18 protein-coding genes are annotated in these 19434 nt (G+C 60.5%); 3 read left to right on the top strand and 15 right to left on the bottom strand.

Features of this window, described 5'->3' with window-relative positions; translation table 11 throughout:
• Genes AC0V6X_RS11700 through AC0V6X_RS11735 form a run of 8 tightly spaced genes read right to left on the bottom strand, consistent with a single transcriptional unit; the run spans position 1 to position 7826 of the window.
• The gene (locus AC0V6X_RS11700; RefSeq protein ID WP_486184719.1) at positions 1-759 is read right to left on the bottom strand and encodes an enoyl-CoA hydratase/isomerase family protein; all 759 of its coding nucleotides are present in this window, start codon (positions 757-759) and stop codon (positions 1-3) included.
• Positions 756-1625 (bottom strand): polysaccharide deacetylase family protein, encoded by an 870-nt coding sequence (locus AC0V6X_RS11705; protein WP_486184720.1) that lies wholly within the window; start codon positions 1623-1625, stop codon positions 756-758. Before AC0V6X_RS11705 ends, AC0V6X_RS11700 begins: the two co-directional genes overlap by 4 nt.
• A complete protein-coding gene (locus tag AC0V6X_RS11710; protein WP_486184721.1) occupies positions 1625-2425 on the bottom strand; it encodes an SDR family NAD(P)-dependent oxidoreductase in 801 nt (266 codons plus the stop codon). Before AC0V6X_RS11710 ends, AC0V6X_RS11705 begins: the two co-directional genes overlap by 1 nt.
• A gap of 1 nt (position 2426) precedes the next feature.
• Entirely contained in the window at positions 2427-2735 is a 309-nt protein-coding gene (locus tag AC0V6X_RS11715) for an REDY-like protein HapK (protein WP_486184722.1), read from the bottom strand.
• Between the two features lie 3 nt (positions 2736-2738).
• Entirely contained in the window at positions 2739-3917 is a 1179-nt protein-coding gene (locus AC0V6X_RS11720) for an amidase (protein WP_486184723.1), read from the bottom strand.
• An 11-nt stretch (positions 3918-3928) separates the two neighbouring features.
• A complete protein-coding gene (locus AC0V6X_RS11725; RefSeq protein WP_486184724.1) occupies positions 3929-5296 on the bottom strand; it encodes a phenylacetate--CoA ligase family protein in 1368 nt (455 codons plus the stop codon).
• Positions 5293-6603, bottom strand: a complete 1311-nt coding sequence (locus tag AC0V6X_RS11730; protein WP_486184725.1) for an MmgE/PrpD family protein — start codon at positions 6601-6603, stop codon at positions 5293-5295. Before AC0V6X_RS11730 ends, AC0V6X_RS11725 begins: the two co-directional genes overlap by 4 nt.
• A complete protein-coding gene (locus AC0V6X_RS11735) occupies positions 6600-7826 on the bottom strand; it encodes an MmgE/PrpD family protein (RefSeq protein WP_486184726.1) in 1227 nt (408 codons plus the stop codon). Before AC0V6X_RS11735 ends, AC0V6X_RS11730 begins: the two co-directional genes overlap by 4 nt.
• Before the next feature lie 41 nt (positions 7827-7867).
• On the opposite strand from AC0V6X_RS11735, the gene AC0V6X_RS11740 reads away from it, so the two are divergent.
• A complete protein-coding gene (locus AC0V6X_RS11740; RefSeq protein WP_486184727.1) occupies positions 7868-8644 on the top strand; it encodes a GntR family transcriptional regulator in 777 nt (258 codons plus the stop codon).
• 24 nt (positions 8645-8668) lie between these two features.
• On the opposite strand, the gene AC0V6X_RS11745 is transcribed toward AC0V6X_RS11740, so the two are convergent.
• The 5 genes from AC0V6X_RS11745 to AC0V6X_RS11765 are packed head-to-tail and all read right to left on the bottom strand — an operon-like array spanning position 8669 to position 13574.
• Positions 8669-9766, bottom strand: a complete 1098-nt coding sequence (locus AC0V6X_RS11745; protein ID WP_486184728.1) for a CaiB/BaiF CoA transferase family protein — start codon at positions 9764-9766, stop codon at positions 8669-8671.
• A gap of 6 nt (positions 9767-9772) precedes the next feature.
• Positions 9773-10990, bottom strand: a complete 1218-nt coding sequence (locus AC0V6X_RS11750) for a CaiB/BaiF CoA transferase family protein (RefSeq protein WP_486184729.1) — start codon at positions 10988-10990, stop codon at positions 9773-9775.
• Between the two features lie 14 nt (positions 10991-11004).
• Entirely contained in the window at positions 11005-12192 is a 1188-nt protein-coding gene (locus AC0V6X_RS11755) for an acyl-CoA dehydrogenase family protein (RefSeq protein WP_486184730.1), read from the bottom strand.
• Between the two features lie 43 nt (positions 12193-12235).
• Entirely contained in the window at positions 12236-12745 is a 510-nt protein-coding gene (locus tag AC0V6X_RS11760; protein ID WP_486184731.1) for a MaoC family dehydratase, read from the bottom strand.
• Complete coding sequence (locus AC0V6X_RS11765) at positions 12738-13574, bottom strand: HpcH/HpaI aldolase/citrate lyase family protein (RefSeq protein ID WP_486184732.1); 837 nt, start codon at positions 13572-13574, stop codon at positions 12738-12740. Before AC0V6X_RS11765 ends, AC0V6X_RS11760 begins: the two co-directional genes overlap by 8 nt.
• Positions 13575-13700: 126 nt before the next feature.
• Here AC0V6X_RS11765 and AC0V6X_RS11770 point away from each other — a divergent pair, with 126 nt between their 5' ends.
• Together AC0V6X_RS11770 and AC0V6X_RS11775 are read left to right on the top strand one after the other, a co-directional pair.
• Complete coding sequence (locus AC0V6X_RS11770; protein WP_486184733.1) at positions 13701-14642, top strand: DUF1838 family protein; 942 nt, start codon at positions 13701-13703, stop codon at positions 14640-14642.
• A complete protein-coding gene (locus AC0V6X_RS11775) occupies positions 14642-16060 on the top strand; it encodes a flavin monoamine oxidase family protein (protein WP_486184734.1) in 1419 nt (472 codons plus the stop codon). Before AC0V6X_RS11770 ends, AC0V6X_RS11775 begins: the two co-directional genes overlap by 1 nt.
• A gap of 67 nt (positions 16061-16127) precedes the next feature.
• Here AC0V6X_RS11775 and AC0V6X_RS11780 read toward each other — a convergent pair whose 3' ends face one another.
• Both AC0V6X_RS11780 and AC0V6X_RS11785 read right to left on the bottom strand, forming a co-directional pair.
• Entirely contained in the window at positions 16128-18602 is a 2475-nt protein-coding gene (locus AC0V6X_RS11780; protein WP_486184735.1) for a TonB-dependent receptor, read from the bottom strand.
• Positions 18603-18746: 144 nt separating this feature from the next.
• Positions 18747-19424 carry a hypothetical protein gene (locus AC0V6X_RS11785; RefSeq protein ID WP_486184736.1) on the bottom strand — a complete coding sequence of 226 codons (678 nt, stop codon included), beginning with the start codon at positions 19422-19424 and terminating at the stop codon, positions 18747-18749.
• Positions 19425-19434 lie beyond the last annotated feature (10 nt).

Consider the following 19434-nt stretch of genomic DNA (forward strand, 5'->3'; position numbering starts at 1 on the left):
CTAAGCTCCGAACTTGGGTTTGCGTTTCTCGACAAAGGCGGTGGTGCCTTCAACGAAGTCTGCTCCAGTGAAGGCTTCGGCGAAGATGCGAAGAGTGTGGGTATCATCTTCCTCCTGCCCGTCGAGCACGCGGCGGACAAAACCCTTCGTCTCACGGATCGAATGAGGGCTGGCGGCAAGCAGCGCTTCGGAGAACTCAGACGGATCACCAGCGATCTGCTCAACCAGACCGATGCGCAGGGCTTCGCCCGCGTCGATCAGGCTGCCGGTGAAAAGGATACGCTTCGCCTGCCCCGGCCCGACCAGATCGGTGACGAGCTTCACATCGTGCAACGGATAGACGAGGCCAAGCTTAGCCGGGGTAATCCCGAACCGCGCCGCAGGCGTTGCGACCCGCAAATCGCAGGCCAAAGCAATCCCGCAGCCCCCGCCGATACAATCGCCTTCGATGAATGCGAGCGTCGGCAAATCGAGCCGTGTCAGCTCATACTGCACGCGGTTGATTGCCTTTTGATTGGCTGCGCGCCAGTCGGCATTGTCCTTGTTCGCGAGCAGCTCCTTGATATCAGCACCCGCGCAAAACGCCCCGCCGCCTTGCGCTGAGCGCACGATGAGCAAGCGGATCGCGGGATCACTCGCCGCGTCTTCCATGAGGGCTGGCATCGCCTCCCACATCGCCATGTTGAAGGCGTTGCGCTTGTCCACACGGTCGATCAGCAGATGGGCGACAGCGCCCTCTTTTTCGAGCCGGACGGTCATGCCGGGGTCGTTTTCATGAAGTGGTCCGCGATGGCTTTGCGGGTGGTGACCCAAACGCCGTCGTGCGCGCGGACGTGTTTAAAGAACTCCTCCAGCGCCCAGATCCGGCCCGGTCGCCCGATGATCCGCAGATGCAGGCCAAGACTCATCATCTTGGGATTGCCCTCCTCACCCTCGCGGTAGACCTGATCGAAATTCGCCTTGGCATAGTCGAGCCATTGATGCGGGGTGAGCGCGGGGTCAGTCCACATTTTCATGTCATTGTTATCGAGCTGATAAGGGACGATGCACATGGGTGTGCCAGTCGTCTGGCGATCCCAGAAGGGCACGTCGCCGGAGTAATCGTCCATGTGATAGGAGAAGCCTTCCTCCTGCAACAGCCGCCGCGTGTTATCGGTCAGAAGGTAGCGCGAGAGCCAGCCATGGGGGCGAACGCCGCAAGTCTTCTCTATGCTGGTCACAGCCTTGCGGATGAACTCGCGCTCTTGATCCTCATCCATCTTGAACTGGTGCACCCAGCGCCAACCGTGACTGACGGGTTCGTGGCCGAGCTCCACAATCGCCTCAGCAATCTCGGGATGGTTTTCGAGAGAGAGGGCGGCCACCGTCCAGCTCGCCATAATGTCATAGCGTTTGAGCAGCTTCACGATCCGCGGCACGCCTGCCTTGATGCCGTAGAGATAATTGCTCTCGTTCGAGTAATTGCGCATTTTCGACTTCACGAAGACGCCGAGCTCGTCCACCGGCTCCATCCCGCGATCGCCGCGCGCGATGGTCATTTCGGAGCCTTCCTCGACATTGACGACGACGGAAAGCGCCATCTTGGCATTGCCGGGCAGGTCGAAGCGTTCCTCAGTGAGGGCCATCAGTGCATTTCCTCTCCACCGGAGACGTTAAGCGCTTCCCCAGTCACGTAGAAAGCCTCGTCGCTCGCCAGCCAAAGGCAGGCAGCCGCCGTGTCGCTCGGCAGGCCGGGGCGGCCCATCGGGTTCTTGGCGCTCATATTGGCGAGATAGGCCTCGACCGTATCGAAGCCGAGCAGCTTGGAGAAGTATTCGTTCTGCTTGGCACCCAGACCCGTTGTCACATGGTTCGGGCACACAGCGTTGACCGTGATCCCGTGTGCCCCCAGCTCGACGGCAGAGGCGCGTGTGAGGCCGACCATACCGTGCTTGGAAGAGACATATGCGGCCAGATGCGGGAAGCCGGTTTTGGCTGCCTGGCTCGCTATGTTGATGATGCGACCGCCGTGGCCTTTCTCGACCATTGCGCGTGCCGCCGCTTGTGTGCCGTAGAACGCGCCGGAGAGATTGACCGCAATCACCTGATCCCACTCGTCAGCGGTGTCGACCTCTAGCAAAGGCTTCATTTTGAAGCCGATCCCGGCATTGTTGACGAAGACATCGACGCTGCCGAAGGTCTTAACCGCTTCCTCGACCAGAGCGGCGCAATCGCTCGCTTTGGAGACGTCGCAGGCGACCGTGGTGACTTTGGCTCCGCGCTCGCGCAGCTCCTCCGCTACCGCCTCGGCTTCCTCGTCGATCACGAGGTCAGAGACGACGCAGTTCGCACCCTCATCGGCGAAAGCTTGCAGGATGCCCTGACCCAACCCCTTTCGCTTGCCGGAGCCAGTGACGATGATAGTCTTTCCAGCGAACTTCGACACGTCAGAGATCCTCGGTCAGAATGAATTGTGGGCCATCGGCATAGTCCTGAAAGGGAGCAGCTTTCTCCTGAAATGCCGGGTCCGAAACATCCGCGATGAAGGCATCCATGCCGGTGATGTCGAGCACTTCGAAATAGGCGTAAGACGGGGGCGTGTCCGGATCGCCGAACAGGCCGGTCGCCTTGTGCACTGTGAAGCTCTTGACCGAAGGGAGCGCGCTGGCGGTCGGGATGTCCTTGTCCTTTGCCCAAGCCTCATACTCAGCCACGTTCGTGCCGGGTTTGAGATTGAAGGGTACGATAATACGCATCAGTCAGGCTCCTTCTTGTCTGGTTGGAGGGCGATAGGCGCCCAGTTTTGTATCGAGATCGCGGGCGAGCGCAAACAGGGCATCCTCCGCACCTGCCGCCCCCACGATCTGAACACCGATGGGTAGGCAATTCGTGCTCCATCCAGATGGAATACTGATCGCGGGAAGGCCTGCGATGTTGGCAAGGCAGGTGAAGTCGGCCTGCGCGGCAGGCTCAGGGGCCGAATGGGCGAAGGCGGTGTTGGGCACGGTCGGCATGATGAGGAAACCGTGATCCTCGATAATCTGCCGGACTGCCTGACTGGTCTCGGCAAGGATTGCTTGGTCATCGGCAAGCTCAGTGACCGAGCGTTTGGGGCCGTAGGTGAGCAATTTGGCAAGGTGGTCAGAGACCGGCACTCCGCGCAGATGCTCGGACATTTCGCTTGAGACCTGAATGAACCCGGCGAAGCGGATGCGACTCTGTTTGTGGCCGAGGCTGACCGCTTGGGGCGGGGTGTCGAGGCAAGAGAGCGCCGCTTCGAAGGCGGCGGCGACGTCTGGAACAATCTCGACGCCGTGATCGACCAGCACCGCGCCCGAGCCATGCATCGGGTCATCTCCGAAACCTGAGATGACCCGCGCTGCCTGTTCCAGCAGGTCGAGATTGCGCGCCAAAGGTCCGATGGCATCTAACGTAAGATCTGCGGGCTCGAGCCCCTCTTGGCTGACGCTCGCAGTGGCAGGCTTAAAGCCGTAGACCCCGCAATGCGCCGCGGGAATGCGGACCGAACCCATCGTATCGGTGCCGAGCGCAATGTCGCATAGGCCCGCTGCGACAGCTGCTCCACTACCGCCGGAGGAGCCTCCGGGAGAATGGCCAATGCAATGCGGGTTTTGAACAGCACCGAAATGCGGATTATCGGTCTTCGCGCCGAGCGCACCTTCCTCCATATTCAGCACTCCGATTAAAGCCGCGCCGGCCTGCCGCAATAGCGCGACGACGTCTGCATCACGCTCTGCCAGGCGGCTTTCGAACGCCTCTAGCCCTGCATGCCACGGCATGCCTGCAACAGCGATATTGGCTTTAACACCGACCGTGACACCGGCAAGCGGACCCTCCCCAATCACCGCATCTCGATCAAAATCGGTAAATGCGTTCAACGGCGCGTTGGCCTGATCAAGGGCGTCGAAATCTATCATCGAAGGTGCGTCTATACCCCGCGCTTGTCGATCAGACGAAGCGGCTTTTGGCGTGTGTCGATCTCGGTCTCTTTCGCCGTGCCGCCCGGTTCGGTTAGGACGATATCGACCTCCACCCCGAGGCCCTGCTTCAATGTCTCCGCCAGAGCCGCTTGGTCGGTCCCGCCATGGCTCTCCAACGTCACGGTCATGTGGTCCTTCTGCGCACCGTCGCGACGCAGATGGCAAACATACTCGCCAGTCAGATCAGAACGGTTTTCGATGATAGCGCCGATCGCGTGCGGGAAGACATTGATCCCGCGCAGCTTGACCATGTTGTCGCTGCGCCCCTTGAAGCCCGCGATCCGCTTGAAGACGATCTCCCCGCGACCATCCAGTTCATGCGTGATGTCATGCGTATTGAAGCGGATACAGGGCGCGATGTCGTCCTTGTATAGGCAGGTGACGACCATGTCGCCAGTTTCTCCCTTGCCGACCGGAGCGCCATCTTCGACGCCCAGCAGTTCGAGATATTGCGCGTCTTCCCAGACATACATGCCGTCGCGTTCCGGCCCCTCGCCCGCAATGCTGCCAGTGTCGCCGACACCGTACCAGTCATAGGCCTTCGCGCCGTGCCAAGCTGCCTCGGTCGAGGCACGGTCTTCGGTGCCCAGATGCCCGATGATCATGCGGATGTTGATCTTGTCAAACAGCTCTTCGGCTTCGGCGGTGGCAGCGAGTTTGCGGACATAGTCGACGAAGCCGACAATGCAGGTCACGCCGAAATCCGCCATCAGCCGCACCTGGTTGATGCTGCGCGTCTCGATCCCTGTTCCAGCGGAAAGGAAAACCGAGTTGGTAAAATGCGTGACAGCCTCGCGGATGTAGTGACCGCCATTGATCATACCGTGGCCGTAGACTGAGTGGACCACGTCTTCGGGGCTGAGCCCCATCCATCGATACATCCGTCCCACGAGAAGGTTGCCGACCTCGCGCCCCTTGGGACCAAACATCAATGTCTGCGGCTTGCCTGTCGTGCCGGACGTGGTGTGGAAGATCGTCGGCGGGCGGGTGGAAGCCTCTGCCATTCCGTGAAAGTCGCCATAGGGCGGATGCTCGGCAATGGAGGCCATCAAGTCGCTCTTGTCATAGACCGGCAGCTTGGTGATGTCCTCAAGGCCCATGATGTCGCCCGGCTCAATCCCCTGCGCGCCCCACAGCCGCTGATAGAACGGCACCTGCCAACCACGCATCATTAGCCGTTTGAACTGCGTGTCTTGGATGGTGAAAAGCTCGTCCCGGCTCATGTTCGAATAGCGCGCGGTGAAAGCATCTCCGATCGGATAGTCTTTCAGCATCTGCTCATGGTCGAGGGCTTCGAAATAGGTCGGATAGGTCATACAGGGCTTGCCAGATAGGAGAGGGGATCGTCGAAAATCTTGGGGTCGGCGCGGTCGCCCGCAAGACGTCGGCAAAGGGCGTACTTGGCTGCTGATTGCTCGGGGCTCATCGGATGTTCGATGCTGCCGAGGTTTGCATTGATTGAGCGCTCGATGACGGAACCATCCTTGCGCGTGACCACCAGGCGCTGCGGGGCCATGGCATTGCCGTCGGGATTGCCGTCATGCGTGATATGGACGTTGGGCGCGAGCGCGGTTAGCTCGGGTTCATGCAGCTCTTCGCCATCGAACAAAGCTGGATCAATAACTCCGTCGCGCAGCATAAGCGGCGCAAGTATGGCAAGGCACAACCGCGCATAGGCAGCGGTCATCTCGGACTTGTAGGGCCGTCCGACCAAGCGCTGGATCAGCGGCGGTGCAAACAGTTCGACCTTGGCGACATGCTCGAGGCGCAGCCCGTCGCGATAGAGCGCTTCCAGCTCGCCCAAGGCGCCGTGGCTCGCTCGGCCAGAGGGGAAGGGTTTGATCGCTACCTCGCTGATCCGCCAACGCGAGCCTAATTCCGCAGTGTAGCGGGTGAGGTCGAGCGGTTCCATTAGTGCCGAATAGCCAAACGGCCCTTCGAGCGCATCATGCGGCCCTTCCATCCCGCTCTCTACCAGCGCCACAGCTGTGACCGCTGCGCGCGCGGCGTTCCCGATCTGCAAGGGGAGCGCGATGGAAGCCTCAACATGGGCCTGCATCGTGCCGCTCGCGAAGGAATAGGCGAGACCCATAACATCGGCGTATTTCTCCGGCCGGAGCTCGGTCAGGCGCGCGGTGCCGAGAGCGGCTCCCATCACACCTGCGGTGGCAGGGCGAAAGAAAGCCATCGGACCGGTAGCCGCGATACCCATTCCACTGGCGATATCGACGCCGATGGCGATGGCTTGCAGCACTTCCTCAGGGTCCGCACAGCCTAGTTCATGCGCCTTCGCCATCACCGCAGCTGTCACGACTGAAAGTGCGTGGACTACGGCGCCTTCATGCACTGCATCCCACTCCAGGCAGTGGATCGCAAAGCCGTTGAAGAAGGCGGCCTCTGCAGTTGGAGCCGTGCCGCCTTTCAGCAACCGCGCAGGCCCGTCCGCACCAGTCAGCAGAGCGCGCGCCAACTTGGCCGCTTCAAGCGATTGCGCCCCCGCCGCTCCCCCCGCCAGCGTATCGCCTATCAGACGCAGAGTGTCCGCGCGGATCTGGTCCGGCAGCGTATGATCCGCCGCTGCAAAGTCGAGGATTGCGCGGGTGGGCAAGCCCGATGCGCTCATCTGATCCACTCCACCAGCATCGCGTCGATGGCTTCGGGATCGTTGCCTTCCATTGCGAGCTTGATCGCACGGTCGGCCTGATCGCTCGCCAACCCACCCCAGCGCGCAAGACTGTCCATTTTCGCGATAATGCGCGCTTCGGTGACGGGCCGCTCAGGATCGCCGAGCGTATCGACCAACTCGAATCCGTTGACCCGCGCACCGAAATGCGCGGGATAGCGGGCGGTGATGGCCGGGTCCTCGGCGACGGTTACCTGCGCGCGAAGAGGCGCGAGCGCAGCGATCGCTTCCTCGGAAAAGTCCTCTGGCTCTGCCTCGCGTCCGTCCGCGACCACAGCGACGGCGTGCTGGAGCGAGAATTTCGCCTCCAGCTCGGTCACCGGATCAGGGCGGTCACAAAAGGTGAGCGCATCAGCGAAAGTCTCGACTGTATAGGGCGCATGAAGCTTGCCCTGTGAGCGCAGCTCCATCGCCGCGTCGATGGCCGGATGCGCATGGCGGCAAGCGGCGAAGGGTTTGAAACTGACGGTTTCAATCAGCCAACCCCCTCCATTCGAAGCCACTTCTCCCGGCTCGTTGGTCATCGCTCCAAAAAGCCCTTGCGGCCCCTCAAGGATCGCTTGTGGACCGGTCGCTCCGTAATGAACGTGCAACGCCGCATCGCGGCCCGTGCGCACGGCGTGATAGATGTGCCATTGCTTGGTCAGCACATTGTCGTGCCGCATATGCCAAAGGCCTCCCGCGACCGATCCGGCATTGCCCAGCGCATTGGCATATTCGACCGGTGCAAAGCCCAGCAGCGATCCGAAGGCAGCGCAGGCGCCGAACACACCCATCGTCGCGGTCGGGTGCCAGTGGGCGTAGTGCTTTGCATCAAACGCCGCGCCAATCGCGATCATCGCCTCATATCCGCGCACTGCCGCATCGAGCCGCGTGTCCATATCAGCGGTCGAGAGACTCAGCGCAGCGGGCCACACAACGGGTCCGGGATGGAGCAGCGACGTACGGTGGACATCATCCATCTCCAGCACATTGCCCAGATAGGTCGCGCGCTCCCACCCCTTCATTGAAACAGCGCCGCCCAGCTCGCCCGCCTCGCTACGGCGAGCGCCCGCGACACAGGCAAGCCAGTCAAGCAAGTGGAGACGTGCGCGCTCACGCTCGCTTTTGCCGACGGGACGCGCTAAAGTCTGGACAAATTTGGTGAGCAGCGGCTGGGTCATGCGCCCCTCCAACGCCCGCCCGGGGTCGGATGGAGTTTCAATTGGCGTCTAAGGCCAAGAACAAGGCTGCTAAAAAAACTGGCAAAAAGCCCGCGCGCACGCCGCGTTACCTGCAACTTGCCGGAGAATTGCGCAAAGCGATCCTCGCGGGCGATTTTGCGAGCGGTAAGCCGTTCCCGACCGAGACCGCTTTGTGCGACCGCTTTGATGTCAGTCGCTTCACCGTGCGCGAGGCTCTGCGCAAGCTGGAAGTCGAGGGACTGATCGAGCGCAAACGCGGATCGGGCACGACAGTCCAGCCTGCCGCTGCGCGCGGCGGCGCTCTGCACCAGCCTTTGTCCAATGTCGGCGAGCTGCTGCAATATGCCAAAGGCAGCGCGGTTACATACGAACCGACCGGCAAGGCCCCTCTGCCCGATATAGTGGCCGAGCAGATCGGCGCGTCCACTGCAGGCAACTGGAGCGCCTTTCGCGGGGTCCGCCGCGAGAAAGACGACGCTTTGCCGATTGCCGTGACTGATGCCTATTTCCATGAGAAGCTGGGCAATGCGGTTGACAGAATTGACCTCGCCGCCGGCACGCTTTTCAGCCAGATTGAAGAGCTGGCCGGGGTCAAACTCGGTAAGGTCACGCAGGATATTCAGGCAGTTGCTGCCGATGCCGGGACCGCGCGCACGCTTGAGATTGAGGAGGGCGCGCCTGTCCTGCAAATCCTGCGATGCTACTTCGATCCGCGCGGCAAAATCTTCGAGATTTCCGTCAGCCACCACCCCGGAGACCGCTTCGCCTACGCGATGCATATCGACGTCGACGGATAGCTTAGGGCGTAAGGGACGGGCCATTCAGTTGTGCTCCCCTTTGGCCGGTACGGGGCCGGGTTGCCAGTCCTCTCCGGCAAAGCGGATCGGCGAGGCTATGTGCTTGCCGCCAGTGTCGCTCTCCACCAAGAGGCCACGCTCTGCGATGTGCGGTTCGTCCAGTGCTTCGCGGAAATCAAGTACGGGGGAGAAGGCGACGTCCTTGTCGGCAAACCACTCGATCCATTCTTCGCGGGTCTTGCCTGCGAAAGTCTCGCGCAGGAAAGCAATCAGTTCGCCCTGCTCTCCCGCAGGAGCTTCGGCTAGCGGCAATAGGTCTAGCCGATCGAGCGCTGTGAGGAGGTTCCGTGCAAACTTAACCTCGCGCCCGCCCAGCGCGACGTGCTTGCCGTCGCTGGTTTCATAGACTTGGTAGAAGGCCGCTCCACCCAGCGAGCGCTGCGAGGCGGAAACTGGGCTCTCCCCACCCGCAATCGCGCTGCCCGCCGTATGGGCGCACCATGGCAGCAGACTGTCGAACATCGCACAGTCTATATAGGCGCCCTCGCCCGTCCGCTCCCGCCCGACGAGGGCCATCAATACTGCGGATAAAGCGGTCAATCCAGCGGCGAGATCGGCGCTCGGCGCGCCCGGCACAACCGGCGTCCCATCTGGTCCGTCATTGACCGCCAAGAAGCCAGCCAACGCCTGCACAGCCATGTCGTGCGCGGGATGATGCGCGAGAGCGCCGTCCTGACCAAAGGCGCTGATCGAGCAGTAGACAATGTCGGGCCGGATCGCCTTCACGCTCTCATAATCAAAGCCGAGCCGCTTCATTACTCCGGGCCGAAAGCCCTCGACGAAGACATCGGCCTCGGCGACGAGCTCGCGCAAAGCCGCGACGCCCGCCTCGCTTTTGAGGTCGAGCACCACGCTTTTCTTGCCTCGATTAAGGTTGGCGAACCACACCGAATGCTCTGCGTCCCCATAGGTATCAAACGGAGCCTGATCGCGTGCAGGATCTCCATGGGCGGGTTCGATCTTGATCACCTCTGCCCCGTGATCAGCCATCATCACGCTCATCATGGGTCCGGGGAGGAATTGCGACAGGTCGACGACCTTGATGCCCGACAGCTTGCCCATATCGCTTTAGATCACACCGCTCTTGCGAAGGTCGGAGATGGCGTCTGCGTCATAGCCCAGATCACCCAGAATAGCCTCGCTATCCGCACCAAGGAACGGCGCTGCGCGGTTGGGCAAGCGCTCTCCGTCAAAGCGGATCGGATTGGCGAGCACATTCAGCTCCGGATTGTCGGGATGTTCGACCGTGGTGCGCATGCCTATGGTCTCAAGCCACGGATTGTCGAGCGCATCGGCGAGGGTGTAGACCGGCGCGACCGGCACATATCCAGCGAGCAAATCCTGCCAATGCGCCATCGGCTTGCCTGAGAACTCCGCATCGAGCAGCTCGGTGAGAGCATCGCGGTTCGCCAACCGGTCAGCATTGGTCGCAAAGCGCGCATCTGACAGCAGATCATCGCGTCCCATGCGGGTGGTGAGAATGTCCCAGAACTTGGGCAGCTGGCACATGACAAACATCCAGCCATCGGCGGCCTTGAACATTTGGCTGGGCGTAGCGGTCGGATGGGCAGAGCGCGGGGTGCGCTGCGTCTCATCACCGTGGTTCATGTACCACAGCGCAGGATAGCTCGTCTGGTGGACCGCTGCTGAAAGCAGATCGGTGTCGACATCGCGGCCTTTGCCGCTGCGCTGGGCATCGACCAGCGCGCCGAGCAAGCCAATGCAGAAGATCGTGCCGGTGATGAAGTCAACCATCGACAGTCCCATGCGCTGCGGCTCTCCGCCCGGCTCTCCGGTGATAGTGCAATAGCCCGCCTCAGCCTGCATCAGATAGTCGTATCCCGGCCATTTCGCGCGTTCATTGTCGCGGCCATAGGCGCTGAGATGTGCGCAGACAATCGCCGGATTGATGTCCTTTAGAGCCGCGTAATCAAGCCCCAGCCGCGCAGGCAGATCGCCGCGCATATTGTTGGCAACCACATGCGAGCTGGCGACAAGCTTCTTGAGGATCGCTTGGCCCTCATCCGAATTGAGGTCGAGCGTCAGCGAGCGCTTGTTCAAATTGAAGGCGTTGAAATAGGTGCTCTCGCCCTTGCGCAGGAAATGCGGGCCGACCGCACGCGCTGTGTCGCCTCCTCCACGCCGCTTCCCGTCCTCGCCCACCTTAGCAGGCGGCTCGATCTTGATCACCTCCGCGCCCATTTGCGCCAGGAACATCGTGCCATAGGGGCCTGCGCCATATTGCTCGGCGCTGATGACACGATAGCCTTTTAGCGGGAGGTGCACCGGGTCGCCGCCGCTTAAATCTGGTTTTCTTTGAGGTGCTGTTTGGCGATGATGATCCGCTGCATTTCGTTGGTCCCCTCTCCGATGCACATCAGCATACTGTCGCGATAATAACGCTCGATGTCGTATTCCTTGGAGTAGGAATAGCCACCATAGATTCGCATCGCCTCTTGGCTGTTTTCAACCGCCGCTTCGGAAGCGAAATACTTGGCAACGCCCGCCTCCTTGTCACAGCGCTCACCGCGATCATAGGCCTCTGATGCGTCGAGCGTAAGGAGGCGAGCAGCCCGCGCCCGCGTCACCATCTCACCCAGCTTCAGCTGAATCGCCTGATGCTGGGCAATCGGCTTGCCCATCGTCTCGCGCTGCTGGGCATATTCGGTGGCGAGGCGTAGGGAGCCTTCGGCAAGGCCCACGCCGCGAGCAGCCACATTGATACGACCCAGTTCGAGGCCTCCTGTCGCCTGGAAGAAGCCCTGCCCTTCGACGCCGCCGATCAGCTGGTCGGCTGGAATCTTGTAATCCTCCATTATGAGCTCAGCGCTGTCGATCGACTTGTAGCCGAGCTTGTCGAACTTCTTGCCCGTGGAAAGACCCTCTCGCTTGTCGGCGATGAACAGGCTCATGCCCTTATAACGCGGGTCGGCATCGGGATCGGTCTTGACCAGCATCGCAAAGCAATCGCCGTTCAGCGCGTTGGATATCCAGGTCTTCGTACCGTTGAGGATGTAGTCGCCATTCTCGTCCTTCTTCGCGACGGTGCGGATCGCTTGAAGATCGGTCCCGGCATTCGGCTCGGTAAGCGCAAGACCGCCGCGAAGTTCGCCTGTCGCAAGTTTGGGCAGCCAGCGCATCTTCTGCTCAGGCGTGCCGAAGCGTTCGACCGCCGCAGCCATGATCAGGTGCGAGTTGAATATACCGGTGATCGCCATCCAATAGCTGGAAATGCGCATCACAATCTTTGCATAGGTCGTCGCTGGGAGGCCCAATCCACCATATTCCTGACCGATCGTGGCGCCGAACAGCCCCATCTCCGCCATCTGGTGCACCAGTTTCTCCGGCCAGATATCACCGTGATCGTGATGCTGGACTACCGGGATCACTTCACGTTCGAGCCACCGGTCTATCGCGTCCATGAAGGCGCGTTCTTCATCGGGGTCGATGGTGCGGATCTGGTCTTCGAGATTTGCGGCGGTAGCCATATTGCGTTCCTAGGTTTCAGTCGGTTTCTGCGGGGGCAGGGGATTACTCGTCGAGGCCGCCAAAGCCACGTTTCCAGACAAGGACAGTGCGTTTGTAGTGGCTGACAATGTCACCCTTCTGGTTCTTGGCGATGGTCTTGAAGGTCACGATGCCTTGCTCAGGTCGGCTCTTGCTTTCGCGCTTTTCGAGCACTTCGCTCTCACAATAGAGCGTGTCACCAACGAACAGAGGCTTGACCATCCGCACCTCGTCCCAGCCGAGATTCGCGATGGCCTTGCCGCTGGTGTCGGAGACACTCATCCCCGTCATTAAAGCGATAGTGAAGGGTGAGACGACGAGCGGCTTGCCGAACTCGGTGTCCTTGGAAAGCTCATAGTCGAAGTGAGCGGGATGCGTGTTCATCGTCAGCAATGTGAACCACACATTGTCCGCATCGGTGATCGTGCGACCGGGGCGGTGTTCGTAGACATGGCCCTCTTCGAAATCCTCGAAGTAGCGGCCCTGCACCTCGCGAAAGCGGCCGGGGGAAACTTCGATTACACCATCACGCATCTTCAGTTCCTTCTGCACGCGCGAGGATGGCGCGGTAACGTTTGACAAAGGGGGCTTCGAGCATTTTGCCTTTGAAGCGGATCGCGCGGCCACCGCCTGCCTCATACGCGTCAAGCGCCTCCTTGGCTTCCGCGACGTCGGCATCGCTGGGCGCGAAGGCAGCTTCGATCGCGGGCAACTGGCGCGGATGGATCGCGGCCTTGGCGTGAAAGCCGATGGCGCGGGCACGGGCGCATTCGACAGCAAGGCCGTCTTCATCGTCGAGCTTGATGAAGGGCACGTCGATGGCGGGCTTGCTAGCTTCAGCGCAGGCGAGGATGAAGTGCTGGCGCGCGGCGAGCAGCGGCCCCCACGCCAGTTCGACGCCCAGCTCTCCAGAGAAATCTCCGCCGCCAAACATCATAGCTGTCACAGCCGGATGGGCAGCGATGGCAAGTGTCTGGCGCAAGCCCTTGGGCGTTTCGATCAGAGGGATGAGCGCGGGCGTCTTGTCGCCCAATGCTCCGACAACCACTGCAATCTCCGCCTCTGCCTCGACCATCGGGACAAGCAGCGTTTCTGGTAACTTTTGTCCGGCCTCGGCCCGATCGGCCAGCACAGCCAGATCGCGTACACCCGCAGCCGTCGTCACTGCATTGATGCGAATGGCCCAGCCTGCTGAGTGCTCTTCCACATGCGCCAGAGCCGCATCACGCGCACTTGCTTTGTCCTCAGCCGCGACCGCATCTTCCAGGTCGATCACCGTCAGCCCCGCCCTCGCCGCACCTGCCTTGGCAAAGCGGTCGGAGCGTGATCCGGGAACAAACAAAAGGCTGGCAGCAGCAAACACGGCTTGGAAGACTACCCTTCAAAAACTGGAGCAAATTTGAGGCTTCACAATTTGTCCGGACAAATCTAAAGTCAAGCACGAATTGCGAATTTGTCCGGACAAATTGCTCATCGGGAGAGGGAACTCATGAAAATCGTCGCCACTTTAACTGCCGTAGCGGGGCTTGCGCTCGCCGCTGCTGGCTTCTCTTCACCAGCTTCGGCGCAGACACTCGACCCCAATGATCCGCAAGATGCGCTCGAGATTTCCAAGCGACTGCAATGCGGTGTCTCAGAAGACGAGCCCGCTGTCTATCACTGGTCCGGCAATATCTATGCCCGCACGCCCGGAGAGCGCGACAAGCTGATCTTCAAGGGCGAGGGGATGAACATCCGTCGCTGCGTCGAAGTCAGCGATCCTGAGCGCGGCACGGGTTGGCGGTTGATCAGCCGCGAGGTGATGCTGATGCTCGATCCCGAAACCGGCGAGGTGCTCGACACATGGGAGAACCCCTATACCGGCGAGACGGTCGATGTGATGCAGATCCACAATGATCCGGTGAACGGTCGTCCCAACTTCCCCGTGGGTCGCGATGGATCGCCGTTCCGCATGTCGACTTTGCGCGAATCCGGACCCTATGTTTTCATCCCGTTCGAAGTGCCGCTGTTCTATCCGAACCCGCTTGCAGGCGACTACCAGCAATATGTCGGCAACATGTATCACGCGATGGAAATCTTCGACTTCGCCGCACTGAAGGACGAGCTCTATGACGCCTCGACGCCGACGGCCTATCCGATGATCAGCTGGGTGCGCATTTCCCCCTGGGCTCCGTGGATGAATATGGGCGGGCGCCCCGGCCAGATGGTCTTCAATGCCATGGGCCGCAAGCTGCCCGGCGGCTTTGAAGAGCTTCCCGACGTGCTGAAGGACGAGATCCGCGAGAACTATCCGATCTACGAATCCGCCCCGCCCAAGGACGACACCCGTCCCAATGAGACGACCTGGACCAAGTTCAAGCTTCTCACCGATCAAGCCCGCGCGGCTGCAGCTGCTGAAGGTGAAGCTGAACACAGCGGTGAGGGCCACTGATGACGTTCAAGCGGCGCACCTTCCTTGCCGGGGGGAGCGCCGCTGTCCTCGCCGGAGCCGCGCCGCGGATTGCTCGGGCGCGGACCGAAGTTGACGTTGCCATTATCGGAGCAGGGCTCGCCGGGCTGAACGCTGCACGATTGTGCGAGGCTCAGGGTCTTTCCGTCGTAGTGCTGGAGGCGGAGAACCGCATTGGCGGACGACTCCGCACACTGGATAACATTCCCGGCAGGCCCGAGGCAGGCGGCATCCAGATCGGCGCAGGCTATAATCGCCTCCACGCTATTGCTCGGGAACTGGGCGTCGCACTGTCCTCAGACGAAGGGGCAGGTGCAGGCCGCCGGCAAACGCCCGGCAACCTTTATTGGATCAATGGTGAGCGCAGCACGGCTGAGAGCTGGCCGGACAGTCCCGGCAACATTCTGGCCAGCGATGAACGCACCGTTGAGCCCGCCGGTCTGTTGCGACGCTATTTGCGCTCTATGGTCGGCCTGGAGCAGATCGAAAGCTGGATGGAACAGCCTTTCACCGGCGATGTCTCGGTCCGTCAGGTCCTGCGTGAGGCAGGAGCCACTCCCGAAGCGCTTCGCCTGATCGAGGCGAATTTCAACGGCAATGATTTGTCGACCATGTCGCATATCCACCTTGCTCGCAGCATTGCGATCTTCCTCAGCCAGCCCGGCCCGGTCTCGACTGTGGTTGGCGGCTCGCAGCGCCTGCCCGAGGCTATGGCAGGGGCACTCGGCGGAGATGTGAGGCTGGGCACGAGAGTGCGCAGTATCATCGAACACTCTGACCATGTGCATATGCATCTCGACCAAGGAGAGGTTCGGGCTCACCAAGTGATCTGCACAATCCCCTTCGCCGCTCTGCGCCACATCCCGATCGCCAGTCCGCTTTCACCGTCGCTCGCCCGGATGATCGCGCAATTGCCTTATACCCGAGCGAGCTTTGCCTATCTCACCGCGAGCGAACCGTTCTGGCAGGACGATCCATTCCCAGACACGCTGTGGACTGATGATCCGCTGCTCGGGCGGGTCTTTGTGCTCTCCGACGGAAGCGGGGATGGCCCTCCCATGCTCAAAGTCTGGACCACCGGAGCGGGAGCGGATGCGCTCGACCGAATGCCTGAGACGCTCGCGCGCCAAGAGATCATCGCTCGGATTGAGCGCGCACGCCCCTCTGCTCAGGGCAAAATCACAGAAGCGACATTCTACAGTTGGCAGCGCAATCCCCACGCGCGCGGCATCTACCACCATATCGGCACCGGGATGGTTCGCGATCTGGCGGCTTGCGTGAAAGAAACCCGCTCCGCCCTACACTTTGCCGGCGAGCATATGGCACAGGCTTCGAGTGGGATGGAGGCGGCGCTCGAGAGCGGAGAGCGTGCGGCGATGACAGTTCTGGCCAACGCTTAGTGCGCAAAGAATGGGGCGGTAGCCCGAAAGCCCCCGCCCCTTACTTCTCAAATCATCGATTTACCGATCAGAAGCCGGCAGACACCACGATGCCGTAACGCGGGCCTGGACGAAGCCCACCAATGAAGCTGCGGCGGAAGTCCGCATCAGCGTCTGCATAGCGGATGATCTGTTGGATCGTATCCTCACCAAACAGATTGTTGGCATAAGCCTGAATGCGGAACTGGCCATTATCGAGCCCAATCCGCGCATCGACTTCGGCAGCACGGCCTGTCTCAGCCAGGTTGTGAACCTGCGCAAAGCTGGACGAGGTCACTGTGACATTGGCACCGGCGAAGAAGTCCCAATCGCCATTGCCGATCTCTGTCGCCGAGCGATAGTTCACGTCGGCGAAGATGCGGTGCTTGGGCGCACGCGGGATCGACTTTCCGACGATTGAGCCGAAGATCGAGTCAGTGCACGCACCGCCGTCAGCATCCGGGAACTCATCCCCGGTCGAACAATTGACCAAGCCGTCGTCTGCCACATCATTGAGAACGCCCTGGTTCTGGTCACGGCCGCTAGTGAACTCGCTATCGGCGAGCGCATAGTTGGCCGTCAGAACAAGGCCTGGCGAAATCTCGCCGAGAATCTCGACTTCCAGACCCCAGATCTCTGCATCACCGGCATTGACGGTGGCCGACAACTGGTTCGCCCCATCAGCAATGTTCTGGGTGAGTTGATAGCCTTCGATGTCGGTGTAGAAACCAGCAATGTTGAAGATCACACGGCCATCAGCAAAGGAATTCTTGAAGCCCAGCTCATAGGAGGTGTTCTCCTCCTCATCGAAGGTGCCGACCCCGGCATTCTCGGCTTGAACGCTGTTGAACCCGCCCGGCTTGATACCCTCTGCGTAGATTGCGTAGAGCAGGTTGTCGGGAGACACCTGCCAGTCGAAGGTAACGCGCGGGGTGAAGGAAGTGAACTTCGCGTCAGGGAAAACCTCGCCGGCGGGCCGTGCGTCACCTTCATCAAAGTCGAACTGGATCTGCGAGATTGTCTCCTCGGCATAACGCCCTTCGACGCCCAGATTGACATCTTCTGTCAGATGCCAGGTGATCGCTCCGAAAACTGCAATATTCTCGATGTTGCTAAGCGCCTCATTCCGGCTGTTTGGTGCATTTGGCCCAAAGAACGGAACAACACTGCCGCAGATTGGGTTGGCGGCACAGATCGCCAGCTCATTGCCAAAGGCTGCTCCGAAGCTTGCGCCTGCACGAGCCGCCGCGTCGGCGGGCACCTGGCGAATGTCGAAGCTGTCTGAAGACTGGTCAAAGTAGTAGCCGCCCACGATGAAGTCGAAGTTGTCGCTTTCATAGGCAAGCCGCAATTCCTGCGACCAGTCTTTCTCCTCAGAGCGTCCTGCAAAGGAAAAGTCGACCGTGGTGCCAACAAACGCAAAGTCAAACGGCGGAACCGGGAAACCAGCAAACGGGAAGCGCGCAAAGACAGCCGTTTGGAAGCTGTTTGGCCCATAATCGCCGTCGGTGATGAGCGTGGTGGTCCGGTCATTGTAGCCCGTCAGCGAAGTGAGGGTGAGCTCGTCGGAGAGCTCATAATCCATCCGCAGCGAGACGTTGTAAGTATCGGCTTCAAAACCAACTGCCGAGGCATCAACGAACTGGCGAGTGTAGTCAGTGTTGATCACACCCGGCTCAATCACGCCGCAGAAATAGCGACCGCCGCCGCCATAAAGTGCACCGTCATCGAACAGGCAATTATTCTGCGTGGTGCCTTGCGCAAAAGTCGCGGGCTGGCCGTCATCCGTGCGGTTGTAATAGCCGCGCAGTTGAGCAGTGAACGGGCCGCCATTGTCATAGCGCAAGAGGCCAGATGTCGACCAAGAGCTTTGCTCGCCAATCCTGCTGCCATCAAACGTGTTGGTGAATTCTCCGCCAAAGTCATAGACGCGGCCATTCACGCCGAGCGAAAAGCCGTTGCCCAGCGGCCCGCGAATGCCAGCGGTAAGCTCGTACCGATCATCGGTCGCCACATCGGCGGTGACGCGGCCTTCCCAGCGGTCGCCAGGAATCTTCGAGATGATGTTGATCGCGCCCGAATAGGTGTTGCGTCCATACAGCGCGCTCTGCGGGCCTTTGACGACTTCGATCCGCTCGATCGTGTCGACGTCATAGTCGGCCAAACTGCCGGTGTAATAGATGCCATCGATGAAGAAGGCGACACCGCTGTCGCCCAGAATATTGGCTTGACCACGGATTACCGGACGGTTGCCGTCGCGGCCGAAGCTGTCGTCAAAGATTAGGCCCGGCGTTGTCTGCGCAATGTCGGTCAGATTGTTGAGGTTGAGGTTCTCAATCCGCTCAGCGGTCGCGACCGCAACGCTGGTGGGAACGTCCTGCAAATCTTCGGCCCGCTTACGCGCGGTGACGATGATTACGTTGCCGGAGCCGGTTTCCTCTGCCGTCTCATTGTCCTGCGCGACGACGACGCTTGGCGTAAGCATCGTCGCTGCCAGCAGACTGCCGCAATAAAGCTTCTTCATGAATTTCCTCCCATTTCCACCGCGCTTCCACCTGCGGTGCTCCCAAGTCCCTATGTGTCATATTTCTGCCCAGCGGCAAAAATTTGTCCAGACAAATTTTCCAATGCGCACAAACCCCGCCTCAGTGCGACTTCCATGCAACGGTCAAAAATTCGGTTTCACATTTCCGAGAAAGGCTGTGATCAGCAGCAAGATGTAGACTGCCCAAACCCAAATGCGGGTTTTGTCCATGGTGCGGCGCAACGGGATCTCCGTCTCATCGCTAGAGCCTTGCTCCATAACCGCGGCAAGCTGAGCGCCCACCGGCTTAAAGGCGACATCGATCATGATTGCAGCGATAAATATGAAGCCAAACATCAGCGCCTTCCACGCTAGCCAATCCGGCCCTAGAGGCGCGTTCAAGAGCAAACTCTGCCCGCCCAGCCAAAGATAGAAACCGCCGATGATCCAGCGCAGCCAGCCTTCGATCGCACGGTTGCGCGCCGCGCGCGGGGTCATGTCGTGCTTATGCGCGTCCCAAACCAGCCACAGCCAGAACAGCCCGATAATCCAGGCGCCAGCGAGCAGCCAAGTCGGCACGTCCCACCAATTGCCCATATCCACAACGCTAAGCGAGAGCGGCACCATCAGCGCCCACGCGCTGCGCGGGACCATGTCGATCTCCACCAGTAGCTTGAGCAAGGCAATGCGCTGATCGAGCGTGTAATTCTCGCGCATTCGGAAGTGCTGGCCGAGCACGAAGACGCCCACATCTGCGCCCAACCACAACACAAACAGCAGCAAGTGCGCATAAACGATAATCGGATAGGCTAAGTCAGACACGCACAAATCC

This window comes from Erythrobacter sp. S267 (genome assembly GCF_057365045.1).